Raw genomic sequence first — 26,606 nt, 5'->3', positions numbered from 1 at the left:
CCATTCCAGAAACACCGACAGCAAAGAGGCTTGCTTGACGCGAATCAATGAACCTCAAGGCTTTTTACCAAGCGTTGCTGACTGTCACCCTCGACGGTACACGCCCATGCGGGTGTGGCATCGTCACGATTGATTCGGGCGGTGACGCACCGGCGCATGCTCGGCCATCAATTCCATTATCCAATCGATAAATACCCGCAACTTGGCGCTGACATGGCGATTGGGCGGGAATGCCAGATACATCGGCATCGGCGCCATGTGCCAGTCCTCGAACAGCGGCAGCAGCTCGCCGCTGGCCAGGTGCGGCTTGGCCATGTACTGCGGTAGCCAGAGCATGCCCAGGCCAGCCAGACCGGCGGCGAGGTACGCATTGCCGTCGTCGACCGTCAGCTGCGGGCGGCCCTGGACCTCGATGTGCTCCTCGCCCCGCTGCATCGCATAGGGCAATGCTTTTCCTGTACGAAACCAGAGAAAGCCAACGGTGCTGTGCCTGCTCTCCTCCAGCTCCCGTGGGTGCGCCGGCGTGCCGACGCGCTGCAGGTAGCCCGGCGCGGCATAGATGCCGAGTTCCAGATCGCCGACATGCCTGGCCACCAGGGATTGATCGGTGATCTCGCCACCCCGCACCACGCAGTCGACGTTTTCGCCAATGATGTCGACGATGCGATCGCTCACGCCCATGGTCAGCTGGATTTCCGGATAGCGTGCGTAGAACCCCGGCAAGGCGGGGATCAGCAGGATTCGCGCCAGCGGGCTGGGCACATCCACCCGCAGCCGCCCGCGCGGTGTCATCGACGCGCTGGACAGGCTGGTCTCTGCGTCGTCCATATCCGCCAGCAGCCGAATGACACGCTCGTAGTAGGCCGCGCCATCGGCGGTGACGTTGACCTTGCGTGTGGTCCGGTTGAGCAGGCGCACGCGCAGCCTCGCTTCCAGCTGCTGGACGAGCTGCGTCACGCTGGTCTTGCTCATGTGCAGGGTGGCTGCCGCCTTGGTGAAGCTGCCGGTTTCCACTACTCGGGCAAAGGCCTGCATCGCATCGAAACGGTCCATTTCACATCTCACTCGGGTCTGGATTGTTTGGATTCTACAAACAGTCATGAACAGTGTTGCCCGTTTATCAGCGCCGGCCAGTTTTTTTACAGTGGTGGCATCGTAAACAACGGGCCGCGATGGCCCTGAAGGAGCTATGCAATGACCAGCAAACGTGATGTCGTTTTCCCGCCCGACCGCCATGCACTGTACGAGCTGCACCGCTACTCGCCGGCGATTCGCTCCAACGGTTTTCTGTTCGTCTCCGGTCAGGTCGGCAGCCGCAAGGATGGCTCGGCCGAACCGGACCTCGCCGCACAGGTACGCCTGGCCTTTGCCAACCTCAACGCGATCCTGGCTGCAGCCGGCAGTCGTTTCGAGGATGTGGTCGACACCACCATCTTCATGGTCGACCCCGATTCGACATTCGAAACGATCTGGGAGGTAGCGGCCGAGTACTGGGGTGAAGCACCCTACCCGACGGTGACCGCTATCGGCGTGACCTGGCTGTCCGGCTTCGACTTCGAGATCAAGGTGATTGCCAGACTGCCGCAGTAGGTTCGGCCCCCTTCCAGCAGGATAGCGGGATGGCAAACAGGACGGCCCGTGTCACAAGATGGCCCCATCCAACCATCGCTACTGGAGAACTCCGTCCAGTATTGCCGCCCTGCTTGCCGCTGCCTCAACTGGACCTGAACGACGACTTGTGGGCGACGGATGACTTATCGGGTATCGCTCGCTACCCTTGACTCCCATTGCCTGACGGTTTCAGGCCAACGCCCATTTCCCTTGAACGAGCACGTCATGAAGTCCCCCGCCGGTTTGCTGCTGTCGGCTATCGAGCTGGATCGCGCCAGTGCCATCCCGTTGTATCGCCAGCTGTATCTGCAGATTCGCAAGCAGATTCTCTACGGCAGAATCCAGGGGGGCGTGCGCCTGCCGTCGACCCGGACGCTGAGCGAAGAGTTGGGGTTATCGCGGATCACCATTCTCAATGCGTTCGATCAACTGATAGCCGAAGGCTTCCTGGCCTCGCGCACTGGCGCCGGTACCTATGTCGGCACTGACTGGGAAAGCCGGGGGATCGAAGACGAGCAACCGCGCCAGCCACCGCGCCTGTCAGACTTGAGCCAATCGATGCTGTCGCTGCGCAGCGATCATTTTCGTGGGGTGTCCTATGCCGACTGGGACCCCGCGACCCCGAGTTCCTTCCTGCCCAGCCACAGCACGTATGACGCATTCCCACAGGCGATCTGGCGACGCCTGATGAACCGTCATCTGCTCAAGCCAACCAAGGCCATCCTGGGCTATGGAGAGTTACAAGGCTTGCAGGCGTTTCGCACAGCGATTGCCGAATACGTCTTCGATGCTCGCGGCATCGACTGCAAAGCCGACCAAGTGGTGATCGTTTCCGGCGCGCAGCAAGCATTCAACCTGCTGGGCATGCTGCTGCTCAACCCGCAGGACAGTGTCTGGATGGAAGATCCGGGGCACATCGCCGCGCGCATTGCGTTGCAGGCCCAGGGGGCGCAGGTGGTACCGCTGCGTATCGATGAACAGGGGATCGATGTCCAGCAAGGCTTGACCGAATGCCCCGAGGCCCGACTGGTGTTTTGCACGCCTTCGCGCCAGCATCCTCTGGGTGTCACGCTCAGTTATGCCCGACGCCAGGCACTCATCGACTGGGCGGCGCAACATCAGAGCTGGATCATCGAGGACGATTGCGACAGTGAGTTTCGCTACAGCGGCCGCCTGATTCCGGCGTTGTATGCCATGGATCAGATGGCCCGGGTGATTTACGTCGGAACGTTCAGCAAAGTGCTGTTTCCATCACTGAGGCTGGGTTATGTGATTTTGCCGCAGGCCCTGGTCGAACCCTTTTGCACCCTGCGCGCAGTCATGGATCGCAGTCCACCTACCCTGCTTCAGGCGACAACGGCGGACTTCATGCGCGAAGGCCACTTCCTGGGGCACATCCGCCGCATGCGTGCGCTGTACAGGGCGCGCCAGCAAGCCTTGGTCGAACAGCTGGAAAAACAGATTGGCCGTTTTTTCACCATCACGCCGACGGAAGCCGGCATGCACCTGATCGCCTGGCTGCCGCCCGACGTCAGTGACACTGACCTCGCCCGGCAACTGGCCCGACACAACATCCACACCTACGCCTTGAGCGACTACCGCATCGAACATGCACGGCCGCCGGCCCTGTTGATCGGCTTTGCCGGCACCCCTGAACACCAGGCCCGCGAGCGTGTCGAGGCGCTGGCCCAGGCGTTGCGTACATTGGGTTATCTGCCACCGCCCCCTTGAAGCGAGGCAAGTGGTCTTATGAATTAACTGATAATGGATCTATCGAGAGTTCCTGACTGGCGCGATAAAGGCTGCGCCGGTAGACCCGGTGTCTGAACCAGGAACGACTCTAATGAACAATAAGATCCAGGAACGATTCAACGCCTTGCTGAGCCATAAAGTGGTCGAACACGGGACTGTTCCCGTGCTGTCGGACGCACTGGCCCGGCGGCTGCTTGAGCGTCTCGGGCAAATGCGCCTTTTCGCCCACGCCTATCCGCTACTGACCAACCTCACCCACGGTCGTGTCACCCCTGCCGATCTGCTGGACTTTGCCTATCGGCATGAGCTGCAAGGCTTGAGCCTGCACCTGCTCGATGGCGAAGAAAACAGCCTGAGCCAAATGTCGCCCGCGCAACTCCAGGCGTTTGCCGCAAAAGCCAAGGCGTTGGGGCTGGATGTGCACCTGGAAATCAGCAGCACGTTGAAACCGGATGTCGATCAGGTGGTCGCCATTGCCCTCGCGCTGGGGGTGCGCAATATCCGTGTTTACTCACGCTACGAGGGCACGCTGTCGCGGGTCATGGATGTGATCGAGACCGACCTGCACTACCTCGCGCAACTGGCCGACAGGCATGATCTGTACTTTGACTTCGAACAGCATGAGGAGCTCAAGAGCGCTGAAATTGCGCAACTGCTCACGCGCCTCAACCACCCTCGCCTGCATGCCCTGTTCGACTTCGGCAACATGATCAATGCCTGCGAACAGCCGCTGCAGGCCCTGCGAAACCTGGCGCCGCACATCCGCCAAACGCACATGAAAGGTGTGCGCATCGTGCCCGAACAACACGGCTTTGGTCATTACGGTGTGTTGCAAGGCAGCGACGAGGACGATCTGCCCAGCGCCCGCATGCTGTTCGAATTGTTGATGTTGGGTGAATCAGGCCCGCAAGTGGTCGCCTTCATTTTCGAGCAGGAAAACCACTACGTGGCCCCGGCCTTCCGCCAGAGCATCGAGGCGACCGATCCCTTCATTGCTTACCGGGAGATGAGCGAAACGCCACTCCCGAACGGTTACTCGCTTGAGCAAATGCTGGCCGGAGAACACCGCTGGGCGAACAACCAGATCGCCTATGTCCGTGGCTTGCTGACCGAATTGCGCACCTTGGCCGAACTGACACTGGCCACTGCTTCCAACGCCTGATCCTGACGACCCGATTACGCCCGGAGAACAATAATGACAACCCAAAACAAGGCCAAATGGCTCAGATTCCTGATCCTCATCCTCGGTGGCGGCACCATCTACAAGCTGGCGAACCTCAAGGACGCCTTCTATGTACCCATGCAGGAATTCATGGGTTTAAGCCACACTGAAATCGGCATGCTACTCAGTGCCAACGCGATCATCGCCACCGCCCTGTTTGTGCTTGGCGGCCTGCTCGCCGATCGCTACGACACGCGCAAACTGATCCCCCTCGGCCTGATCGGGACCGGTAGCCTGGGGTTATACCTGGCGACCTTTCCGCCCTTCAGCAGTTTGCTGATCGTGTTCAGCCTGTTGGCTGTCTGTGCCGACTGCCTGTTTTGGCCATCGCTGCTCAAAGCCATCCGCAACCTGGGTGACGATCAGGAGCAAGGCCGTTTGTTCGGTCTGCTCGAAGGCGGGCGTGGCGTGGTTGATACGCTGGTGGCCTTTTCTGCCCTGGGCGTGTTCGTCGCCATGGGCTCGGGCGAAACCGGCCTGAAGTCGGCGATCCTGTTCTACTCGGTCATCGACATTCTGGCGGGCACCTTGACCTGGTTCCTGCTCAAGGGTGGCAACGCGCAATCGGCCGCCAAGCCGAAAAATGGTCTGGCGAACCTGATTGAAGCGATCAAGGTACCGGGTATCTGGTTGGTCAGCCTCAACGTGTTCATGGTCTACATCGTCTACTGCGGCCTGACCTATTTCATTCCTTACCTCAAGGAAATGTACGGATTGCCTGTGGCATTGGTAGGCGCCTACGGCATCATCAACCAATATTTCCTGAAGATCCTCGGCGGGCCGGCCGGCGGCTTCATTGCCGACAAACAGTTCAAGAGCACCAGTCGCTACCTGAAGTGGGCATTCCTGGCCCTTTTGCCGCTGATGGGCGTGATCATGCTGATTCCTAAAAGCCCGGGCTTCATCTATGCGGGGATGGCGGCCACCCTCTCCTTCGCCCTGATCGTGTTCTCCATGCGCGGCGTGTTCTGGGCCCCCATGGGCGAAGTCGGCATTCCCCAGCACATCACCGGTTCGGCCTTCGGCATCGGTTGCCTGATCGGCTATGCACCCGGCATGTTTGCCTACGTCATCTACGGCGCAATCCTCGACCACTTCCCAGGTCAACAGGGCTACAACTATGTGTTCACCCTGATGAGCCTACTGGCCATTGCCGGCTTCATGGTGTCCAGCCTTCTCTATCAGGCGGTACGCAAAAAATCCATGGCCACTGGCGGGATCAGCGCGGCGCAAGCCTGATCATCGGCGGGGGCGCCAGGAGGAGGAATCGTCTGTCATTGAGGCGATGCGGCTCCAACAGCGGCTGAATGATAGTCAATAGCCGCAAAAAAGGGCTCGACCTGAGGTTGCAGTCTTTCGGACAAGGGGGAATGGGATATCGTGTCGGGCTGTCGATCCGCTCATCACGCCAGGGAAGTCCATGCTGAGTTCACTCGTATCGAATGGTCATTCAGTCACGCCCGCCCCGTCAGAACCGAAGATTCCCTGGTGGAGTTTCACCAAGACAGTCCTGGCCGTGACGGCCCTGTCCCTGGTGCGTGATGGGCGGGTCGGCCTGGACGAGCCGATTGCTGGCCAGCCGTTCACGTTGCGCCAGCTGCTGCGGCATGAGGCCGGTCTCGCCGACTACGGCGAACTGGCGCCATACCACGCCGCCGTGGCCAACCATGAAGCGGCCTGGTCGGCGGATGAAATGATGCAACGCCTTGAGGCTGGCCGACTTCGATACAGCCCCGGCAGCGGTTGGCGATATTCCAACGTTGGCTACTTGTTCGTTGGCAGACTGATTGAACGGCTGACGGATCTGACGCTGGAAGATGCCGTGAGTCAACGGGCACTCAGCCCCTTGGGCCTCTCGGGCGTATGCTTCGCCAGGACGCGGGCGGACCTGCAAGAGACCTGCGGTGCAACCACCTCGAACTACGATCCCGGCTGGGTCTATCACGGCTTGCTGATCGGCGCGGTTTCCCAGGCGGCGCTGTTTCTGGATCGACTGCTCAGCGGGCACCTCCTCCCCGCCGATCTGCTCCAGCAAATGCAGACACCGCGAACCCTGGGCGGGCCGATGCCCGGTCGCCCATGGATCACACCGGGGTATGGCCTGGGTGTCATGCAGGGCACGGTTGAAGGCGGCTTGTCCCTGTGCGGGCACACCGGCGGCGGGCCTGGCAGTGTGATTGCCGTTTACCGCGCCGGCGACGGTGACTCATCGGCGTGTTGCGCGGTGTTTGAAGCGGGTGCCAGTGAGGGCAGCGTCGAATCCCTCGTTGCCAAACAATTGTCGGGGCTACTACTCAACCCTGAGTGACAGACTGCAATCGGCCCTTTCCGGACGTACGGCCACGAGGCGCAATCGCGCAGACCCGGGCACCGCACTACATTTACCGGTGGCGTCGCCCGTCGGCGATGAACAGACGACCCGCGCGGCCGGAGGGACGATGAACGCCTACCCACACATGAGCACCCGAGGCTGGCGATCGCACGGCGGGACATGGGTCACGGCAGCCGCCCTTGCTGCCACGGCGCTCAGCCTCGGCACCTTGCTCGGTGCGGCACCGGTCCTGGCCGAGGACACGGACGACACGCCGATCGCGACGTCGCTGATCGCCGGCAACTACTTCCGCCGCGATCTTGCAGACAGCAAGTACACGGTCATGGCGACCTTCATCAATCGGGCCACACCAGACAGCGGTGATGTGCCGGCGGGTGGCATGGCGGTCTTCGGCTGGTTCGAGTCGGGCGAGGTGCAGCTGCTGCATTGGGTCGAATACCTGCCTTCGATGCAGCAGATGACGGCTCAGCGCATCGTCAAGCCGGCGAAGTTCCCGCTGGACCCCAAGGCCACGCCGCTCTACACGATGGTGTGCGGCTGGCCGCTCGACGACCAGCGCGTGCCTGGCAAGATCACCGCCGCCTATACCGAACGCGACGACGCCAATACCCGGGTCAAGGAGTCCTCGGTGGGCACGCTGCTCAATGTGCGCTGGGTACCGGTGCCCGCTTCACGTGCCGCCAGGCACTTCCAGGCCAAGGACTACTGCGCCGAGGTCGCCACGACCAAGAAGTCGTCAGCCCCGCTCTGGCTCATCACGACCACCGAGTAAGCAGCCCTGCCAAACCACGAGCAAGGCGCCAGCGGAGGACCGCGACTCGCTTGCCACTCTTCAAAATGATGCCGTAACAATGGCACCCCTCGCCAGCGCCCAACGTAGACACTCTCTCACCGCTCAAATCCCGCCTGAAATCCGAGATAAGTAGCCAGCTATTTGTTGATGAAAGTCTGAAGTATTGATTTGAGTTTTCAGATTCTTTCGCGCCATCGCCTGTGCCTAACATCGATGCCACAGCGCACTGGCCACAGCCGTTGCTGGCCATTGATCGTCTACTGGCTCCGTCGAAACAGGTTTGCAGTACGCCTAACGATTTTTGAGGATCACCAATGAAGCTGGAAATTTTCCGCACGCTGTGGGGCTACACCGCCAGCAAGGCCCAGGCGCTTGAAGAGTTGCTGCACGCCGGCTTTGATGGCATGGAGGCGCGCCTGCCTCTGGAGGCCCGTGAACGGGCTGAGTTCGCCGCCTTCCTGCAGGCCAATCGCCTGGGCTACATCAGCACGGTCTTCACCGCCTACGATGTGCTGCCGGACCAGTCGGCAAGCCCGGCCGTCCACCTCAATGACCTCGACCAGAAACTCGCCTGGGCCGCCGAACTCGGCCCGCGTTTCGTCAACGTGCTGGCGGGCAATGATCGCTGGTCCTTGCCACAGCAGGTGGAGTTCTTCGGCCAGGCACTGGAGCTGGCGCGCAAGCACGGCCAGGTCTGCAGTTTCGAAACCCACCGCTCGCGCTCGCTGTTCAACCCATGGGTGACCCTGGAGTTGATCCGGCAACTGCCCGATCTGTTGTTCACCAGTGACATCAGCCATTGGGTCGTGACCTGCGAACGCCTGTTGAATGACCCGGCGGATGACCTGAGCGCCTTCGTCGAACGGGTTCACCATATCCAGGCCCGGGTCGGCTATGACCAGGGCCCGCAGGTTCCGCACCCGGCGGCGCCTGAATACGCCAAGGAACTGGCTTTCCATCAGCAGCACTGGGAAAGCATCTGGCGCTCGCAGCAAGCCCGCGGCTATCAGGTCAGCACCCTGACCCCGGAATTCGGCGCCGACGGCTACCTGCATCATCTGCCTTTCACCAATGTCCCGGTCGCGGACCTGTGGTCCTTGAATGTGTGGATGGGCCAGACCGAACGCGAACACTTCGAGCGTTTCCACCCCTCCAGCCACCCTTAGGGAGCCGATGCGTCATGCCGGACAATAAAAACAACAGCAGCACTGACACACACACAGCCAACTTCAAAAGCATCCCGGTGGTCAACATCGCCGGTCTGTTCAGCTTTGAGCTGGAACACCGCCTGGCCGTGGCCGAACAATTGGGGCGCGCCGCCAGTGATGTCGGGTTCCTCTATATCACCGATCACGGGATCGACCCGCAGCTGATCAGCAACCTGCGCAAGGCGGCGAAGGACTTTTTCGACCAGCCTTTCGACACCAAGATGCAGCACTACATCGGCACCTCGAAAACCCACAAGGGCTTCGTACCCGAAGGCGAAGAGGTCTATGCCAAGGGCAAGCCGGACCACAAGGAAGCCTTCGACGTCGGTTTCGAAGTTCAGGCCGATGACCCGCTGGTGCTGGCCAACACGCCATTGCTGGGGCCCAATGACTGGCCGCAGCTGCCGGATTTCAAGGCGTCGGTACAGGCGTATTATGAAGCGATCTTCGCCCTGGGCCGGCGCTTGTTCGGCGGTTTCGCCCTCGCCCTAGGCCTGGAAGAAAACTATTTCGACAGCATGGTCACCCGGCCGCCGTCCAAGCTGCGCCTGATCCACTACCCCTTCGACGGTGCCGCCCATGACGCACCGGGTATTGGCGCCCACACCGATTACGAGTGCTTCACCATCCTCCTGGCCGACAAGCCCGGCCTTGAGGTGATGAACGATCTGGGTCAATGGATCGATGCCCCGCCGATCGACAATGCCTTTGTGGTGAACATCGGCGACATGCTGGAAGTCATGACGGCGGGCGCCTTCGTTGCCACCGCGCACCGGGTACGCAGCGTGAGTGAGGAGCGTTATTCCTTCCCGCTGTTTTACGCCTGCGACTACCACACCCAGATCAAGCCACTGCCCGCCTTCGCCCAGGACGGCAAGGATTACGAAGAAATCACCATCGGCGAACACATGTACGGCCAGGCGCTGCAGACCTATCAGTATCTGCGCCAGAGGGTGGCCAATGGGGAGGTTCAACTGCCAGGCAAGGCACGCAAGCCCGCCAGTTTCGGACATTTGAAAAATCAGGTCCAACCGTCCTGATTGAAGTTTTCAGCTAAACCCTTACCTACGCCGGAGTCAGTAAATAATGAAAAACAATAAAAAGAACCTGTTGGGCCTGGCTGTATTGGCAGCCGGCATGCTCGGTGCCTCGGTGAGCATGGCCGCATCAGACACGTTCAAGGTCGGCATGGAAATCACCTACCCGCCCTTCGAGTCCTATGACAAGGACAAAAACGTCGTGGGTTCGGACCCGGAGCTGGCCACGAGCCTGGCCAAGCACATGAATGCCAAGGTCGAGTTCGTCGACACCAAGTTCCCGAGCCTGATCCTGGGCCTGAACTCCGGAAAATACGACGCGATCATTTCCGGCATGTACATCACCCCCGAGCGCCAGACCCAGGCCCAGACCATCGCCTACGCCAATACCGGTGCGGCGGTCATGGTGCCCAAGGGCAGCGAAATCAACGCGAAAAAACCTGAAGACCTGTGCGGCCTGAAACTGGGCCTGGAACAGGGCACCACCTGGGTCAAGGAATTCAAGAAGCTCTCCGATGAATACTGCGTGCCGAACAACAAAGGCGCCATCACCGTCAGCGAGTACCCTTCGGCCCCCGAAGTGACCCAGGCCCTGCTGTCGAAAAACATTCAGGCCCAGGTTGAAATCGCCGGCGCCGCAAAAATGATCGCGGAAAAGACCAATGGCCGGGTCGTGATCACCACCGAGCACCCGATCTATCAGCAAACCCTGGGTATCTTCGTCAAGAAAGGCAACGACGAAACGTTCCAGGCCGTGCAAAAAGCGTTCGAAGAGAGCAAAAAGAGTGGTGAGTACGCCGCCATTCTCAAGAAGTACGGCTTGGAAGAACCGACTGCTCACTAAGTACGTGTCCTTGTAGTCTGGTCATCTGCCGCCCTTGCATCGGGGCGGCAGATTGAGGTGCCCTATGCAATTCGATTGGTCTTATTTCTACTCGCTGTTCTCCCTGCCGGACTTCTGGAAGGCCTGTGTCACGGTCGTCCAGCTCAGTGCCCTGGCCTGGTTCATCGGCATGCTGCTGGGCTTTGTCCTGGCGACCGCCAAGCTGTCCCAATCACCCTTGCTGCGGTTTCCCGCGGCGGTCTATATCTGGTTCTTCCGCAGCATCCCGTTGCTGGTGCTGGTGGTCTTCGTCTACAACCTACCGCAATTGTTTCCCGGCAGCGGGCCGATCCTGTCCAACCCCTTCTACTCCGGCCTGCTGGCGCTGGTGGTGACGGAAGCGGCCTACATGGCGGAAATCCATCGTGGCGGCCTGATCTCCGTGGCCAAGGGCCAGAAGGAAGCCGGTCGCGCCTTGGGCGTCGGCCTGTTCGGCATGCAGCGCCTGATCGTGATCCCCCAGGCTTTCCGTATCTCGCTGCCTACCCTGATCAATGAATACATCACCGTGGTCAAGCTGACGTCGCTGGTCTCGGTCATCTCCCTGACCGAAATCCTCACGGTCGGCCAGCGCCTCTATGCCACCAACTTCCTGGTCATGGAAACCCTGGCGGCGGTGGCGGTGTATTACGTGCTGATCGTCACCGTGTTCGGCTTTTTCCTGCAGCGCCTGGAGCGCTACCTGGACCTGAACTTCCGCAAGCCGCACACCCTCGACGCCGCCGCCGTGGCCAAGCTCAAGGCCTGCGCCGAAGCCCTGCCCGACAATGCGCGCAAGGCCGCGGGCAACAACGCAACGCCGATCCTGCAACTCAAAAACATCCAGAAGAGCTATGGCACGCACAAAGTGCTGATGGGCATCGACCTGAATGTCGAATACGGCCAGGTGATCTCGATCATCGGCCCCTCCGGCTCCGGCAAGACCTCGCTGATCCGCACCGTCAACGGCCTGGAAAGTATCGATACGGGCGACATCCGGTTGTTCGGCGAGACCTTCATCGAGGCGTCGGACAAACCCAACAGCGCGCGCCTGCGCAAAGGCGTGCGGCACATTGGCATGGTGTTCCAGAACTTCAACCTGTTTCCCCATCGCACCATCCTCGACAACGTCACGCTGGCGCCGCGCTACCACGGCCGCCCGGGCGAGCTGAGCGAGCACCGTGCCTATGCGCTGCTGGACAAGGTCGGCCTGCTGGCCCATGCCCACAAGTACCCGCACCAGCTGTCCGGCGGGCAACAACAGCGCGTGGCGATCGCCCGGGCGCTGGCCATGGAGCCGGACATCATGCTCTTCGACGAGCCGACGTCGGCGCTCGACCCGGAACTGGTGGGCGATGTGCTGAACGTCATACGCGACCTGGCCAATGAAGGCATGACCATGGTGATTGTCACCCACGAAATGGACTTCGCCATGTCGATCTCCGACCGGGTCGTGTTCATGGAGAACGGCTATATCCAACTGGATGCCGCGCCTGAAACCATCCGCTGCGATGCCGAAGGCGAGCGCGTTCGGCGCTTCATGGGGATCAGTGCCCAATCGCCGAGCCTGTCGACCACCGTGGATCATGCGTGAGCATGGGCCCTGCAATGAGCAACCCTTTTTTATGAGCTTCCGTCATTCAGGAAAACACGCATGAACCTTGGAATAGCAGGACGCTGGGCGCTGGTCTGCGCCGCCAGCAAAGGCCTGGGCAAAGCCTGCGCCCAGGCACTGGTCAACGAAGGTGTGAACGTGGTGATCACCGCACGTGGCGAACAGACGCTGAATGAAACAGCCCGTGAACTCAGGGCGAGCAATCCTGAAGTGACGGTCATCGCCGTCGCCGGGGACATTTCGACGCCTGAAGGCCGGGCGGCCGCCCTCCAGGCCCACGGGCACTTCGATATCCTGATCAACAACGCGGGCGGCCCTCCTCCCGGGGACTTCCGCGAATGGGACCGCGACGCCTGGCTCAAGGCGCTGGGCGCCAACATGCTCACCCCGATCGAGCTGATCAAGGCAACGGTCGACGGCATGGCGGCTCGCGGTTTTGGCCGAATCATCAACATCACCTCGAGTGCCGTGAAGTCGCCCATTGAAAGCCTGGGCCTGTCCAACGGCGCGCGCAGTGGCCTGACGGGGTTCATCGCCGGGCTTGCCCGGCAAGAACAGGTCGCCAGCCGCAATGTGACGATCAACAACCTGCAACCGGGTTCTTTCGACACCGATCGACTGCGCGACAACCTGATCGCGGCGGCCGAGGAATCAGGACAAGACAGCGAGGCCTTCCTCAGAGACTGCCGCCAGGAAATCCCGGCCAAGCGGTTTGGCTCACCCGAGGAATTCGGCGCGCTGTGTGCCTTTGTTTGCAGCAGCCAGGCGGGCTACATCACCGGGCAGAACCTGTTGATCGATGGCGGGGCCATTCGCTCCAGCCAGTGACGACCGCCGGCAGCCCGTACGTCAACACAGGTTCCAGGGCCGGTTACAAGGGGTATAACTATCAGAACAAAAGGCGGGCCTCCCACTATAGGCCCTCCTGAGGCAGCGCCCGGGCGGGCGCCCCAGGCCTGATCGGCGCCTGTGGCGCGGAGCGATGTGATGAGTTCCAGAGCATGGCAATGGGCTCGCAAGAGCCTTCCTGGCTGCATCGGGCTGGCCTTGCTGGCCGCCCCACTGTGCGCCAGCGCCATGTTCAAGTGCCAGGCCAGGGACGGCGCCATCAGCTACACCCGCCAGGCCATCGCCAGCGCCCGTTGCACTCGCCTGAACGGCATGGCGGACGCCGGTGCCGGCACCAAGGCAATGGCCCTGCCACGCGTTGTGCGGGACGACGACTCAGGCGCGGTACGGATTCGGGTGTGGACCTTCATCCACAAGGGTACCCGTCAATATGTGAGCCGGCGCCCCGAAGGGATCTCCGCACGGGTCGATGTCCTTGAGCTCTATTACATCAAGGGCTGCTATCTGTGCATGGCGCCCAAGGACTTCAAGGTCACCTCACTGCGCCTGGACACTCAATCCTATCGACGGGAGATCGACGCCGCTTCAGGTCTTTATGGTGTCGACGGGGCGCTGGTCCGCGCGGTGATACATGCCGAATCGGCCTTCCGCCCCAACGCCATTTCCGAAGCCGGCGCCCAGGGTCTGATGCAGTTGATGCCCGCCACCGCCGAACGTTTCGCCGTGGACGATCCGTTCGATGCACGACAGAACATTCGTGGCGGCGTGCGCTACCTGGCCTGGCTGCTAAAACGCTTCAACGGCAACCAGCGGCTGGCACTGGCCGGTTACAACGCCGGCGAAGCGTCCGTGATCGAGTACAACGGGGTGCCTCCCTACGCCGAGACGCAATCCTACGTCACCCTCGTGCAGTCATTGACCGAACGCTATCGCAACCATCGCTAATACCTTGGGGCGCATATCCCGCAACAGGCAATACAACGGGCGGGGAATGGCCGTGCGTTCCGACACTATGGCTGATATGTTTCCCGCGCACCTGATCGCGTCCAATCGACGCAGATCCCATCAAGGAAGATAAAAATAATGAAAACAGTGCTCGGCGTATTACTCCTTATCTCTATTAACGTAAACGCATTCGCTGGCGATAACCCCATCGGCTTCCGGGCCTCGACGTTGCCAGACAAGCAAAATGACCGCCCGCTGGAGTTGGTCGTCTGGTACCCGACTGCAACCGCTGCCACACCGCAATTGATCGCTGATACTCCGGTGTTTGAAGGTGCCCTCGCCGTCCGCGATGCTCCCCCGGCCGCTGGCGCGCATCCATTGGTGGTGCTCTCCCACGGTTTTCGCGGTAATTGGGGGAACCAGTCATGGCTGGCCAGTGCACTGGTCCATCAGGGTTACATCGTCGCGGCGGTCAACCACCCCGGCACGACCACCCGCGATCGCAACCCCAAGGCCGCAGCGCAGTTGTGGCAGCGTCCCGTCGACCTGCAACGGGCCATCGATGCCGTCATCGCCCAGCCAGAACACTTTGGCTCAGTGGCCAAAGGTCAAATTGCAGTGGTAGGTCACTCACTGGGCGGCTGGACCGCCCTGGAAATCGCCGGTGCCCGATTCGATCCCGACCGTTTTACCCAGGACTGCGTCATCAACCCGCAACTGGCCCCCTGCAGCGTTTACAAACAGATCAACCCCGACAGCACTCCGGCATCGAAAGCCCTGCTACTCGCCGATCTGAGCGACAAACGTGTCACCGCTATCGTTTCCCTGGACCTGGGCCTGTCGCGCGGCATGACCGATGAAAGTCTGGCGGCCTTGCCGGTGCCGATACTGGTGATCGCGGCGGGCGCGCCCTCTGAAGATCTCCCCGCGCGGTTGGAGTCCGCCGACCTGGCCAAGCGCTTGCCTGCGGCGACGAATCGTTACGTCGAGATCAAGGACGCCAGCCATTTCAGTTTTTTGTCGATCTGCAAACCTGGCGCGGTGGCGTTGCTCGAAGAAGATGCACCCGGCGATAGCGTCATTTGTCGGGATGGCGCCAACGCTCGACCGCGGGTGTTGATCCAGCAGCAGATTGCATCGCTGATCACCGAGTTTCTGGCGCAATCATTTCGCAACTGAAAACGGGTTCTCTCGGCCTGAAAGTGGCTTTTCAGCAACGACAATACCCGTTGCTGCACTGCTCACGGGAAACAGCGCGCCAATATTTCTTGCCAAAGCCCACGTTTTACTGAGCAAACGGAGTCACCTACATGGAAGTATCAATCACTTCATTGCCGAAGAGATGATGCACTGGGCTGTGCATCCATCGGCCACCTGATTGTGGTGATGGAGAACAGAGACACCTTTGTGCGCTCCTCAGGATGATAAAATCGTGATTTTGAAAAAGGAGTTTCATCTGTGGAGGCTGGAAAAAAGTGTTGTCCCTATTGCGCGGAAGTCATCATGGCTGGAGCCATTTTATGCAAACACTGCCAATCCGGCCTCAGCCGGAAAATAGGGATTGCGCCAGGGGGGCCACTACCGTCAAAAGGGAGAATGAGCCCTGTTAACAAGGTCCTCGTCGGAATCACTATTGCCTTCACCTTGTACTGGGCTTTCGGCTTTTATGTCACAGACACCCTGAAAGACAAGGAAAGCATGCAGGCCCAGGATGCCGTCGATCTATGCCGCCAGGAAGTAGACAGCTACTCCGGCCCGGCATTCGGAAAAAGCGTAATGGCAGATGCGTGTCGGAAGCTGGAAGAGGAACTGCGCAAGGGTTTTGGCCACACGCCATAGCAAAAGCCGATTACGAAGCCCGCCATTGAGCGGGCTTTTCTGTCGTTGGTAGCAGGCAACCGGCCATGAGCAACCTACGGCGATGTATTGCCGCTCTCGGCCAACGAGTGCTACCGACTTCCCTCAACGACCCGTCAAAGTCCGGAAAACAGGTCATTAAGCGAATGGCCTGACTTTTGCTCTGCTATTTGGTGACCAACCAGGGAGCGTCAAAATGATCGGAAGCAACTTACCTCCTCTGCCCTACTTGGATGGGCTCAGAAAGTCTTTGGAGAGTGGCAAGGTGACCGCCGGCAGGATCGAGGTCGCCAGCGCGACAGCGGACGTCCAGGCACAGATCGATAAAAGTTTTCGCGAGTCAGAACGCGATCTGGAACAGCTCAAAGCACGCTTCAAATTTGATCCGGATTCGGCCACATACGACGCGAAAGGCAACTCTATCGAACTGCCCGATGTGCAGTCCATCAGCAAAAGCGACGCTTCGCCTGTGCCGGAAAACCTTCAGCCGCAGATCAAGATCGGACGCCCGAACGAGAAAGCGATCAACGCTGACAGTGGCGCCCTATCGATTACCAGCGCTGCGGTTTATCAGGAGTGGCTGCTGGCTCGTGGGAGCGTTGATGTATCGGTGTAAGCACATTGTGAGGGGCACTTACGTAATCCTGTGAATGAGAAGTCGGGATCGCATTCAGGTGTTTGCCATGCAGCTTGCCCCCAAAAAGCCAATGCTTCATCGGATACAAATCATTCGAAGAAAGCCTGGCGATTGCCCATAAGACACTTATCGACAGGCTAGTGAGAGGCGGCCTGTCGTGACGGGCAGCAATCGACTGTGGATTCAACCGGTCGACCGACGCCATTTCAACCTATCGCCAAAAAGCCCCCGGGGAAAAATCATCGCCCTGGCTATTTCGCCCTATTCTGGTTCTCGTATTGACATATCGATAAATCTCGATATTCTCCACTCATGGAATTACTCGAAATATTCAAAGCCCTCTCCAACCCTACACGCCTTCAAATCCTGAAAGGCCTGAAGGACCCCGTTAAGAACTTCCCTGCGCAGGATGAAGGAGACGTTCTCACGGTGGGGGTCTGCGTCAGTAGTATTCAAGAAGGCATCGGGCTATCGCAGTCAACGGTGTCTGGTTATCTTGCAACGCTGCAACGAGTGGGCCTGGTCGAGGTCAGGCGCATCGGTCAGTGGACCTACTACAAGCGCAATGAAGCCACTATCCGTGCGCTCGCCGAGATCATAGGAACAGATCTCTAATTTTTTTACCGCATGATATCGAGATATCTCGATATCCCTTTTTGTCGATACGAGGATTCACAATGAAAGCGTTGATGCTTAAGTCATTTGGCGGCCCGGAATCGTTCGAACTCTGCGACGTGCCCAAGCCAGTGCCGGGTGCGGGACAAGTCCTGGTGCGGGTACACGCAACCTCCATCAACCCCTTGGATTATCAGGTTCGACGTGGCGATTATTCCGACCTGGTGCAACTGCCGGCCATTACCGGACACGACGTTTCGGGGGTTGTCGAGGAAGTCGGGCCGGGGGTGACCTCCTTCGCTGCGGGAGACGAAGTCTGGTACACCCCGCAGATATTTGAAGGGCCAGGCAGTTATGCCGAATATCACGTTGCGGCCGAAAGCATTATCGGGAAGAAGCCGCCATCGCTGACCCATCTCGAAGCGGCAAGCCTGACCCTGGTTGGCGGTACGGTTTGGGAAGCGCTGACCGGGCGTGCAGCGCTCAGAGTGGGAGAAAGCATCCTGATCCACGGCGGCGCGGGAGGCGTAGGTCATATCGCGATCCAGGTGGCTAAGGCCATTGGAGCGCGGGTCTTCACGACCGTGCGCGAGGCACACTTCGAGTTCGCACGAGGCATGGGGGCCGATGTGGTCATCGACTACGAAAAGGAGGATTACGTCGACGTCATCAATCGGGAAACGGATGGCCGCGGAGTCGATGTGGTGTTCGACACCATCGGCGGCAACACGTTGACGCGCAGTCCCGACGTGCTCGCTCAACTCGGCCGAGTGGTCTCGATTGTGGACATTGCCCAGCCGCAGAACCTTGTTCAGGCCTGGGGCAAGAACGCGAGTTATCACTTCGTTTTCACCAGACAGAACCGGGGCAAACTTGACGAGCTGAGCGCATTGGTAGAGCGCGGTCAGCTGCGGCCACACGTTGGCGCTGTCTATTCGCTTGCCGACATGGCGCTCGCCCATGCCCGGCTGGAAAGCCCCAACAACGGTATTCAAGGAAAAATCGCGATTGCAGTCGAGCCATCGCTTATTTCCTGAGTGCGTACTTTTAGCCGTTCAAGTCATATGAGAGGAACGCCATGATTTATGAAATCGCTCTGCTCCCCGTCCACAAAGAACGCATTGAAAGTTTCAGACGTGCATTTGCCGAGGTCGCTCCCCTGCTCACCCGTGCAAAGGGTTACGGCGGCCACTTGCTCGCGCAAGGGATTGAAAGCCCCGAGCGGTTCAACCTGATAGTGCGCTGGGCTTCACTTAAGGATCACACGCCGGGCTTCGAAGAGAGTGAAGACCATCAGATATTCATGATGGGCCTGGAGGAATATTTTTCGGAAGAACCGAGGGTCTACCACATTGAAGGGGGTGCTTTTTCGGCTGGCGAACAGGTAGTTGCCGATATCGTAGACTAGAGCGACTGACTGCTTTTGGCCGACAGGCTTCTGTCGTGACCGCTATGGGTCGTTTTCTGCCTCTCGCGACGGGCAACTATTGGCCAGCAGCGGACAGTTGCGGTTTGGCTCGCGTCGCTGGGATTGGGGCGTCTGTCGACTCGATAAAAAGCCGCTGACTGTTAACGGTCAGCGGGCTTTTGTCTGCGGGTCAGCGACACCGAGCACGCCAATGCGTGCCCGGGTGATTCATAGAGCCAGGTCAGCCGCTGCCTGTTCGTGCTTGGGCCTGGCCTCCTGTTTTTCATCCATCGACGCAGCGGCTTGACTGATCGCCGGTGGGGGCATCAGCTCAAGCACCTTGGCGGTGTAGGCCCACTCCTCGGCCACTTTTGCCGGATCGTCGTTAAGTTGGGTGCCGTAGCTCGGGAGGATCTGATGCAGTTTCTCCTGCCAGGCGGGCGTCGCGACTTTGTCTTTGAAGACTGTTTGCAGCAAGCTCACCATGATCGGTACGGCGGTCGACGCGCCTGGCGAGGCACCGAGCAAACCGGCGATGCTGCCATCCCGGGAGGTCACAATCTCCGTGCCCAGTTTCAGCACGCCACCGGCAGCTTCGTCACGCTTGATCACCTGCACCCGCTGCCCTGCTTGCCACAGATGCCAGTCTTCGGCTTTGGCGTTGGGGAAGTATTCTTTCAGCGCATCGAGCCGATCCTCATCCGACAGCATCAGCTGGCCAGCCAGGTACTCGACCAGGGGGTATTGTTTGATACCGACGCGCGTCATCGGCCACACGTTGTCCACCGTGGTGGTACTCAGCAGGTCGAGAAAGGAGCCCTGCTTGAGAAACTTGGTGCTGAAGGTTGCGAATGGCCCGAACAGGATCAGGCGCTTACCGTCCAGCACGCGGGTATCCAGATGCGGAACCGACATGGGGGGTGCACCCACCGATGCCTGGCCGTAGGCCTTGGCCAGATGCCGCTGGGTGATGGCCGGGTTTTCTGTCACCAGGAATGAGCCGCCGACTGGGAAGCCGGCATACTCCCTGGCCTCGGGAATACCCGATTTCTGCAACAGCTTCAGCGCACCACCCCCCGCACCGATGAACAGGAACCTGGCATCGGTTGCGGATTTGCTGCCGTCTTTCAGATTTTTGTAGCTGACCCGCCAACTACCGTCCTCGTTTCGCGTGATGTCCTGCACTTCGCTTGACAGCTTCAGGGTAAATGTCGGCGAGGTTTGCAGGTGAGCGACCAGTTGGCGGGTCACTTCTCCAAAATTGACGTCGGTGCCATTGGGGTTCCACGTGGCCGCGACTTTTTGCTTCGAATCACGCCCTTCCATCATGAGCGGCACCCATTTTTTGATCACGGCGGGGTCTTCGGAGTACTGCATGCCGCGGAACAACGGGCTAGCCTGCAACGCCTCATAACGCTTTTTCAGAAAGCTGGCGTTGGCCTCGCCCCAGACGAAGCTCATGTGAGGGGTGGAATTGATGAACGAACGCGGGTTCTTCAGCACCCCTTGCCTGACCTGCCACGCCCAGAACTGCCGGGTCAATTGAAAGCCTTCATTGACTTCAACGGCTTTCGAAATCGTGACTTTTCCATTCTCGTCCTGCGGTGTGTAGTTCAACTCGGCCAATGCCGAATGACCTGTACCCGCATTGTTCCAGCCATTGGAGCTTTCCAGGGCGACACCGTCGAGGCGCTCGACCATCTCCATCGAAAACCCCGGCTCCAACTCATTGAGCCACACGCCCAGCGTCGCGCTCATGATGCCGCCACCGATCAGCAGTACATCCACTTTTTTGGCCTCATCGGCGTGGGAATGCACAGCGCCAAAAGACAGCGTTAAACCGGCAAGGATGTGTCTCAGTTTTTTCGTGTTCATCGTGTGCTTCTCCCGCAAATCTACGGTTATCCCTGCCGCTGAATGAGCGCTATCGTTGGTGATAGGTGGTAAAGACCTGGTGAGAAGCTTCAGGATCAAGCATCACGTGTACCCAGGAGCGCCATTGGGTCGCCTGCCTGGCACCCAATGGAAATCAGGGTAACGAGGATTGAACAATCCTGTACGAGTGCTTGCGTGCTTTTTGTGCCAACTTGCATTTAATTCAAGCCATCCCCGTGGATCCATGGATCCCGTCGGATAATTCACCCTCCGCGCCGGTCGGAAATCGGCTTTTCATGACGGGGGTCTATCCATCGCTGCCGTTCGTGGAGGGCGGCTCACGGCCAGAAGCGGACATTGAAATGCTGGCCGCATACAGTTGAATTCCATGAAGCCAAGGCATCATTGAACGCACGCGTCGATAGCTACTACAACGTCACTTTGGCTGCTCCATCAATGGGCCTGGGGTTTAGCGGCCCCCTTTTGCATCACACTGATGAAAACCGCTTTCGATAGTCACTCGGACCGACCCCCAGACGCCGCATGAATGCCCTTCTGAATCCATCCGTATTGGCATAGCCGACGGTATCGGCCAAGCGCTTGAGTGATACGTCCGAATCTTCAATCAGGCGTCTGGCCGCGTCGATGCGGGCAAGTTCGACAAACTCGGCCGGGGTCGTGCCGGCTTCCGCCTTGAAAGTGCGGGCAAAATTTCGTTCGCTCATGTCCGCGCGAGCAGCCAAGGTAGGTACGCTCAGATCGGCCTTAAGGTGCTGCAAAACATAATCCTGCACATCTCTGATCACAGTGCGTTCGGCGGTCTGCGCGGCCAATTGCGCACTGAACTGCGATTGCCCGCCTGGTCGCTTGAAGAACATCACCATTTCGCGGGCTACGCTGAGTGCCAGTTCCCTGCCGTGATCCTCTTCGACCAGCGCCAATGCCAGGTCCATGCCCGCCGTAACCCCCGCCGAGGTGTAAATGTTGCCGTCCTTGATGTAGATGCTGTCAGGCTCGACCTGCGTGTCCGGATGTTCCTTGGCAAGTTTCGCGCTGGAATTCCAATGCGTGGTGACACGGCGCCCAGCGAGCAGCCCAGCGGCGGCCAGCAAAAAGGCGCCACTACAGACCGAACCGATACGCCGCACCGATTTCGCCTGCTTGCGTAGCCAATTTTGCAATGCTGGGTTCTGAGCGATTTCGTCGATGTGCGGACTGCCGGCCACGAGCAACGTGTCGATCTTGGCTTTGTAAGTTTCGAAGGTCTTGTCGATGCCAAGCTTCAAACCGTTTGAGCCTTTGATCATCCCTATTTCGGTGCCGATAACTTCGACTCGGTAAGCACGCGGATTACCGAGCTGTTTAGCCGCTTCGGCGAAGACGTCCGCAGGACCGATAACGTCTAGCAGCTGTACACGGGGAAATGCCAGAAGAGTAATATTCACAAATGTCCGTCCTCGTCGAAACATTGGCTGAATACGTCGCAACAAGACAATATCGGCCATAGGCTGTTGGGCTGAAAATAGCCCCAACAGCAAGTTCAGTCAAACGGGAGTCCGCCATGAACACTGCATATCCCCCTTCCGTCGCTTCAGCTCAATCGATACATACCTGCACGACATCGATCAAAAACCTGCCGATCAATTTGTTTGGTTCAGTGATGGGGTTAGCCGGCTTAGGTCTCGCCTGGCGCTTGAGTGATCAGTATTACGGCATCGGCGGCATGTTGGGTGAAGCGATTGGCGCACTGGCCGGCCTGGTATTCGTGCTGCTGACCCTGGGTTACCTGACCAAGTGGGTGAAACATCCCGAAGCGGTTCGGGCGGACTTCAACCACCCGATCATCAGCAACTTCTTCGGTACCGTCACTATCGCGCTGCTGTTGCTGTCAGCGGTGGCTACACCCCACCACCAGATTCTGGGACAAGTGCTCTGGATACTGGGAAGTGTGTCGACTGTGTTGCTCGCCGGCCTGGTGGTTTATCGCCTGTTGTCGGGCAGTCAAGACCCATCGAATGCCGTACCCGCCTGGCTGATTCCAGGTGTTGCCACCCTAGATATTGCCGTCACTGGCGCGCACATGCCCATGGCCTGGGTTGCACAGTTCAACCTGTTTGCCCTCGCCGTGGGTGCGGTAGTGGCGCTGGTTTTCTTTTCACAAATTTTTTCGAGGTTAGTGCATCAGCCCGCCATGGCCAAAGGCATGGTGCCTTCGTTGATGGTCCTGATTGCGCCCTTTGAAGTCGGTTTCCTGGCATATACCAATGTGTTCGGTGAAGTCGACCAGTTTGCCAGCGTGTTGTTCTACTTCGGCCTGTTCCTGTTCGTGGTGCTGAGCTTCAAAGTATTCCGTCGCGATGTGCCTTTTGCTCCTTCGTGGTGGGCAATCAGCTTCCCCATCGCAGCCCTGAGCAATGCGGCGCTGAAATATGCACACGTCCAGGACAACACCGTGCTTGTGGTCATCGCCGCGGCGATCCTGCTGTTCCTCACTGTGGCGCTGACCGTGTTATTGGTGAAAACCCTGATTAGCCTGTATAGCGGCAAACTGCTGGCCAACTGACCTTTTACCTCCCTTTAGCGAGCCTTCATCGGCTCGCTTTTTTTTGCCGATCTGGTTTCATCAAATGACTTACACCACTTCCTGGTTACTGCTGATCGTCACCGGACTTTTGGAGATCGCCTTTGCAGTCGGGTTGAAACCTTCACACGCTCTTGATCGGCCCTGGCTGCTGGTGGGCAACTCCGTCGTGTTGGCTGGAAGTTTGTGTTTGTTGATGGATGTATTGCGGGTTTTGCACGTAAGTACCGTCTATGCGATCTGGACTGGCATCGTTGCTGCCGGCATGGTCATCGTCGGAATGTATTGGCTGGGTGATTCGGTATCGTTCTGGAAGCTTGTCTGGATCGGTTTGATCCTGTTGAGTCTCACCGGGATACGTCGGCTAGCCTAATCAAAGCGAATACGCATTTTTTGCAACGCCGATTATAAAAGGGTGCATGCGCTTTACTCGTTCAACCTTGAAGATCACATCCCACCTAATCACCTTCTGCACAGCATTGATCTGTCACTCGATCTGAACGACCTGCGCCATTACCCCACCGACCTCTTCTGCCCAGTGGGACGCCCTACGATTGATCGTTAGCTGATGATCCGCACGCTGTTCGTGGGCTAATCCCGCCGAGGAGTAGATATTGCCGTCCTTGATGAAGATGCCGTCGGGCTTCTTTAATCATGCCTTTGTCGGTACCGATGACTTGCCTTGATAAACCCGCTGATTGCCCAACTGTTTAGCCGCTTCGGCGAAGACGTCGGCGGGACCGATGATGTCCAGCAACTGCACGCGGGGGAATGCCAGGAGGGTTATGCGCAGGATGTCTGTCCTCGTCGAATCATTGGCTGAATACGTCGTTACGTGACTATTTCAGCCAAGTCCAATATGGCTGAAAATAGCCCCAACAGCAAAATCAGTCCACCGGGAGACGACCATGAACACTGCATACATTCCCAACGTCGCTGCAGCTCAATCAGTACCGGCCAGCACGACGTCCATCAAAAACCTGCCCATCAATCTGTTCGGTTCAGTGATGGGTCTGGCCGGCCTGGGACTGGCCTGGCGTTTGAGTGGTCAGTATTTCGGGATCGGTGGCATGTTGGGTGAAGCGATTGGCGCATTGGCTGGTCTGGTATTCGTGTTGTTGACCCTGGGCTACCTGGGCAAATGGCTGAAACACCCAGGAGCTGTGAAGGCCGAGTTCAATCATCCGATAGCCAGCAACTTCTTTGGCACCGTCACCATCGCACTGTTGCTGCTGTCGGCCGTCGCGGCGCCCCACAGTGAAATGCTCGGACAGGCGCTGTGGATTCTCGGCAGCGCACTGACGGTGTTGCTCGCAGGCTTGGTGGTTTCCCGTCTGTTGTCGGGCAATCAGGATTCGTTGAATGCCGTGCCTGCCTGGCTGATTCCAGGTGTTGCCACCCTCGATATCGCGGTAACCGGTGCGCACATGCCCATGCCATGGGTCGCGGAGTTCAACCTGTTTGCCCTCGCCGTGGGCGCGGTGCTGGCGCTGGTTTTCTTCACCCGGATCTTTTCGCGGCTGGTGCATGGAGCCCCTCTGGCCAAAGGCATGGTGCCTTCGTTGATGGTCCTGATCGCTCCTTTTGAAGTAGGTTTCCTGGCATACACCAATGTGTTCGGCGAGATCGATCGGTTTGCCAGCGTGTTGTTCTTCTTCGGTCTGTTTTTGTTCGTGGTGTTGAGCTTCAAGGTTTTCCGTCGCGATGTGCCTTTTGCCCCTTCGTGGTGGGCAATCAGCTTCCCCATCGCAGCCCTGAGCAACGCGGCGCTGAAATACGCACATGCCCAGGACAACACACTGCTGATGGTCATCGCTGCCATGATTCTGCTGTTCCTCACTGTGGCACTGGCCGTGCTGTTGGTGAAAACCCTGAAAAGCCTGTTCAGCGGAAAACTGCTGGCCAACTGATCGTTTACCTCCCCCTTAGCGAGCCTTCACCGGCTCGCTTTTTTTTCCCCATACAGGTTTCATCCAATGACCTACAACACCTCGTGGTTACTGCTGATCGTTGCCGGATTTCTAGAGATTCTCTTTGCGGTCGGGTTGAAATCGGCTAACGGCCTTGAACGGCCCTGGCTGCTGTTCGGCACCGTCGTCGTGCTGGCCGGCAGCCTGTGTTTGCTCACGATGGCGCTGCGGGTGCTGCCGGTAGGCACTGCCTATGCGGTCTGGACTGGCATCGGCGCCGCGGGCACAGCTATCGTGGGCATGTATTGGTTGGGTGACGTGGTGTCGTTCTGGAGGCTTGTGTGGATCGGCTTGATCCTGGTGAGTGTCGCCGGGCTACGTTGGGTGGCCTAATCAGGTCGAAGCAACCCCCATGTTTTAACTGTGAGAAAGAGGAGTGCAGTCGAAGATTGCTTTGAGATATCAGCAGCGGTTCATACTTTAAAAAGACCGCTTTGTGTCGATTTCTACCTGTCGCGAGGGGCAGCTATGGGTTGCAGCCCTTCACCACCGGCACAAAACAGCCAGAAGCAGTCATCGGCTACTGCCATCAAGCGACGTCAGCCCCGCGATCAGTGCCTCCAGCAACAGACGAACCTTGGGAAGCGCTTGGCGACTTTTGATCCAGGCCAGGTTGATACTCATCCCTTCGGTTGCCAGCTGAGGCAATACTTCCACCAGTTTCCCCTCTTGCAGCTGTTGTTTTATCAGCCACGACGGCAGCTGTGCGATACCGAGGCCTGCCAGCGCAGCCATCATCAGCGCATCGCCATTACCCACCACCAGTCGAGGCGTTATCTGCCTGCGCAGGGTTGCGCCCTGCTCGCCTGCGAAGCTCCAGGGGCTGATGCTTCCGTCCACCCAGCCATAGGCAATGCACGGGTGGTGCTCAAGGTCGCTTTCAGACAGGGGAATGCCGTGGCGGGCCAGGTACGAGGGGGATGCACAGAAGGTATGCCGCTCACGAGCGAGAAGGCGATGCCCCACCGTCTCCGGCCAGGCCTGCGCGCCACCGATACGCACCACAATGTCCACGCCTTCCTTGAGCGGATCAATGAAACCGTCGCTGAAGGAGAGGTGCGGTATCAGCAACGGATGATCCTGCATCCATTGCAGGAGGATCGGCATCACCTGTACGCGACCGTACGCACCTGGCAGGTCAATTCGCACACGCCCGCGAGGCTCGGTGTTTTCGGCCTGGAGTGAAAGCTCGGCTTCTTCCAGGTCGGCAAGCACACCCGTGCACGTTCGATGGAACGCAACCCCGGCATCGGTCAGCGACAACCGCCGTGTCGTGCGCTGGAACAGTCGAACCCCCAGCCGTTTTTCCAGCCGGGCGATGCTTTTACTAACGGCAGAAGCCGTCAGGTTCAACTGTTCGGCGGCAGCCGTGAAGCTGCCGAATTCCGACACGCAGACAAACACATCGATACCCTTCAAGCGTTCGGAGGAAAACAT

At 59.0% G+C, this 26,606-nt stretch carries 26 protein-coding genes; 22 read left to right on the top strand and 4 right to left on the bottom strand.

Annotated elements, in window-relative coordinates:
* Positions 1–123: 123 nt before the first annotated feature.
* Positions 124–1,053: a LysR family transcriptional regulator gene (locus F8N66_RS11205; protein ID WP_150770232.1), complete on the bottom strand. Its 930-nt coding sequence runs from the start codon at positions 1,051–1,053 to the stop codon at positions 124–126.
* 141 nt (positions 1,054–1,194) lie between these two features.
* Here F8N66_RS11205 and F8N66_RS11200 point away from each other — a divergent pair, with 141 nt between their 5' ends.
* From F8N66_RS11200 to F8N66_RS11115, 18 genes are all read left to right on the top strand, one after another.
* Entirely contained in the window at positions 1,195–1,590 is a 396-nt protein-coding gene (locus F8N66_RS11200; RefSeq protein ID WP_150770231.1) for a Rid family hydrolase, read from the top strand.
* A 246-nt stretch (positions 1,591–1,836) separates the two neighbouring features.
* Entirely contained in the window at positions 1,837–3,342 is a 1,506-nt protein-coding gene (locus tag F8N66_RS11195; RefSeq protein ID WP_150770230.1) for a PLP-dependent aminotransferase family protein, read from the top strand.
* A gap of 112 nt (positions 3,343–3,454) precedes the next feature.
* Positions 3,455–4,525, top strand: a complete 1,071-nt coding sequence (locus F8N66_RS11190; RefSeq protein WP_150770229.1) for a sugar phosphate isomerase/epimerase family protein — start codon at positions 3,455–3,457, stop codon at positions 4,523–4,525.
* Between the two features lie 33 nt (positions 4,526–4,558).
* Positions 4,559–5,824: an MFS transporter gene (locus F8N66_RS11185; RefSeq protein WP_150770228.1), complete on the top strand. Its 1,266-nt coding sequence runs from the start codon at positions 4,559–4,561 to the stop codon at positions 5,822–5,824.
* A gap of 181 nt (positions 5,825–6,005) precedes the next feature.
* Positions 6,006–6,893: a serine hydrolase domain-containing protein gene (locus tag F8N66_RS11180; RefSeq protein ID WP_150770227.1), complete on the top strand. Its 888-nt coding sequence runs from the start codon at positions 6,006–6,008 to the stop codon at positions 6,891–6,893.
* Between the two features lie 130 nt (positions 6,894–7,023).
* Positions 7,024–7,689, top strand: a complete 666-nt coding sequence (locus tag F8N66_RS11175) for a hypothetical protein (RefSeq protein WP_150770226.1) — start codon at positions 7,024–7,026, stop codon at positions 7,687–7,689.
* 335 nt (positions 7,690–8,024) lie between these two features.
* Positions 8,025–8,876, top strand: a complete 852-nt coding sequence (locus tag F8N66_RS11170) for a sugar phosphate isomerase/epimerase family protein (RefSeq protein ID WP_150770225.1) — start codon at positions 8,025–8,027, stop codon at positions 8,874–8,876.
* Positions 8,877–8,890: 14 nt separating this feature from the next.
* On the top strand, positions 8,891–9,958 hold the full coding sequence (locus tag F8N66_RS11165; RefSeq protein ID WP_150770224.1) for an isopenicillin N synthase family dioxygenase: 1,068 nt from the start codon (positions 8,891–8,893) through the stop codon (positions 9,956–9,958).
* Between the two features lie 46 nt (positions 9,959–10,004).
* On the top strand, positions 10,005–10,799 hold the full coding sequence (locus F8N66_RS11160) for an ABC transporter substrate-binding protein (RefSeq protein ID WP_150770223.1): 795 nt from the start codon (positions 10,005–10,007) through the stop codon (positions 10,797–10,799).
* 64 nt (positions 10,800–10,863) lie between these two features.
* A complete protein-coding gene (locus F8N66_RS11155) occupies positions 10,864–12,411 on the top strand; it encodes an amino acid ABC transporter permease/ATP-binding protein (RefSeq protein ID WP_150770222.1) in 1,548 nt (515 codons plus the stop codon).
* A gap of 60 nt (positions 12,412–12,471) precedes the next feature.
* Complete coding sequence (locus F8N66_RS11150; RefSeq protein ID WP_150770221.1) at positions 12,472–13,260, top strand: SDR family oxidoreductase; 789 nt, start codon at positions 12,472–12,474, stop codon at positions 13,258–13,260.
* Between the two features lie 159 nt (positions 13,261–13,419).
* Complete coding sequence (locus F8N66_RS11145; protein ID WP_150770220.1) at positions 13,420–14,226, top strand: lytic transglycosylase domain-containing protein; 807 nt, start codon at positions 13,420–13,422, stop codon at positions 14,224–14,226.
* A gap of 138 nt (positions 14,227–14,364) precedes the next feature.
* Entirely contained in the window at positions 14,365–15,405 is a 1,041-nt protein-coding gene (locus tag F8N66_RS11140) for an alpha/beta hydrolase family protein (protein ID WP_150770219.1), read from the top strand.
* A 324-nt stretch (positions 15,406–15,729) separates the two neighbouring features.
* Entirely contained in the window at positions 15,730–16,065 is a 336-nt protein-coding gene (locus F8N66_RS11135) for a hypothetical protein (protein ID WP_224790460.1), read from the top strand.
* 214 nt (positions 16,066–16,279) lie between these two features.
* Entirely contained in the window at positions 16,280–16,699 is a 420-nt protein-coding gene (locus F8N66_RS11130) for a hypothetical protein (RefSeq protein WP_150770217.1), read from the top strand.
* A gap of 333 nt (positions 16,700–17,032) precedes the next feature.
* Positions 17,033–17,335, top strand: a complete 303-nt coding sequence (locus F8N66_RS11125) for an ArsR/SmtB family transcription factor (RefSeq protein ID WP_150770216.1) — start codon at positions 17,033–17,035, stop codon at positions 17,333–17,335.
* Positions 17,336–17,397: 62 nt separating this feature from the next.
* Positions 17,398–18,372, top strand: a complete 975-nt coding sequence (locus F8N66_RS11120; protein WP_150770215.1) for a zinc-dependent alcohol dehydrogenase family protein — start codon at positions 17,398–17,400, stop codon at positions 18,370–18,372.
* Between the two features lie 41 nt (positions 18,373–18,413).
* A complete protein-coding gene (locus F8N66_RS11115; RefSeq protein WP_150770214.1) occupies positions 18,414–18,743 on the top strand; it encodes an antibiotic biosynthesis monooxygenase family protein in 330 nt (109 codons plus the stop codon).
* 228 nt (positions 18,744–18,971) lie between these two features.
* Here the strand turns inward: F8N66_RS11115 and mqo are convergent, their stop codons facing one another.
* Together mqo and F8N66_RS11105 are read right to left on the bottom strand one after the other, a co-directional pair.
* Positions 18,972–20,618, bottom strand: coding sequence for a malate dehydrogenase (quinone) (gene mqo / locus F8N66_RS11110; protein ID WP_150770906.1), 1,647 nt, complete (start codon positions 20,616–20,618; stop codon positions 18,972–18,974).
* A gap of 488 nt (positions 20,619–21,106) precedes the next feature.
* Positions 21,107–22,063: a GlxA family transcriptional regulator gene (locus F8N66_RS11105; protein WP_150770213.1), complete on the bottom strand. Its 957-nt coding sequence runs from the start codon at positions 22,061–22,063 to the stop codon at positions 21,107–21,109.
* 116 nt (positions 22,064–22,179) lie between these two features.
* Between F8N66_RS11105 and F8N66_RS11100 the strand changes: the two genes are divergently transcribed.
* The 4 genes from F8N66_RS11100 (at position 22,180) to F8N66_RS11080 (ending at position 25,502) form a co-directional block, all read left to right on the top strand.
* Positions 22,180–23,181: an SLAC1 anion channel family protein gene (locus tag F8N66_RS11100; RefSeq protein WP_150770212.1), complete on the top strand. Its 1,002-nt coding sequence runs from the start codon at positions 22,180–22,182 to the stop codon at positions 23,179–23,181.
* Positions 23,182–23,245: 64 nt separating this feature from the next.
* Complete coding sequence (locus F8N66_RS11095) at positions 23,246–23,572, top strand: DMT family transporter (protein WP_150770211.1); 327 nt, start codon at positions 23,246–23,248, stop codon at positions 23,570–23,572.
* A gap of 535 nt (positions 23,573–24,107) precedes the next feature.
* Complete coding sequence (locus F8N66_RS11085; RefSeq protein WP_150770210.1) at positions 24,108–25,109, top strand: SLAC1 anion channel family protein; 1,002 nt, start codon at positions 24,108–24,110, stop codon at positions 25,107–25,109.
* Between the two features lie 66 nt (positions 25,110–25,175).
* A complete protein-coding gene (locus F8N66_RS11080; protein ID WP_150770209.1) occupies positions 25,176–25,502 on the top strand; it encodes a DMT family transporter in 327 nt (108 codons plus the stop codon).
* 180 nt (positions 25,503–25,682) lie between these two features.
* On the opposite strand, the gene F8N66_RS11075 is transcribed toward F8N66_RS11080, so the two are convergent.
* Positions 25,683–26,606: a LysR family transcriptional regulator gene (locus F8N66_RS11075; RefSeq protein WP_150770208.1), complete on the bottom strand. Its 924-nt coding sequence runs from the start codon at positions 26,604–26,606 to the stop codon at positions 25,683–25,685.

The sequence above is a fragment of the Pseudomonas fluorescens genome, assembly GCF_902498195.1.
In the GTDB taxonomy this organism is placed as follows: Bacteria; Pseudomonadota; Gammaproteobacteria; order Pseudomonadales; family Pseudomonadaceae; genus Aquipseudomonas; species Aquipseudomonas fluorescens_BU.
Note: the sequence above shows the minus strand (reverse complement) of the source record. Positions and strands in the feature narration are given on the sequence as shown.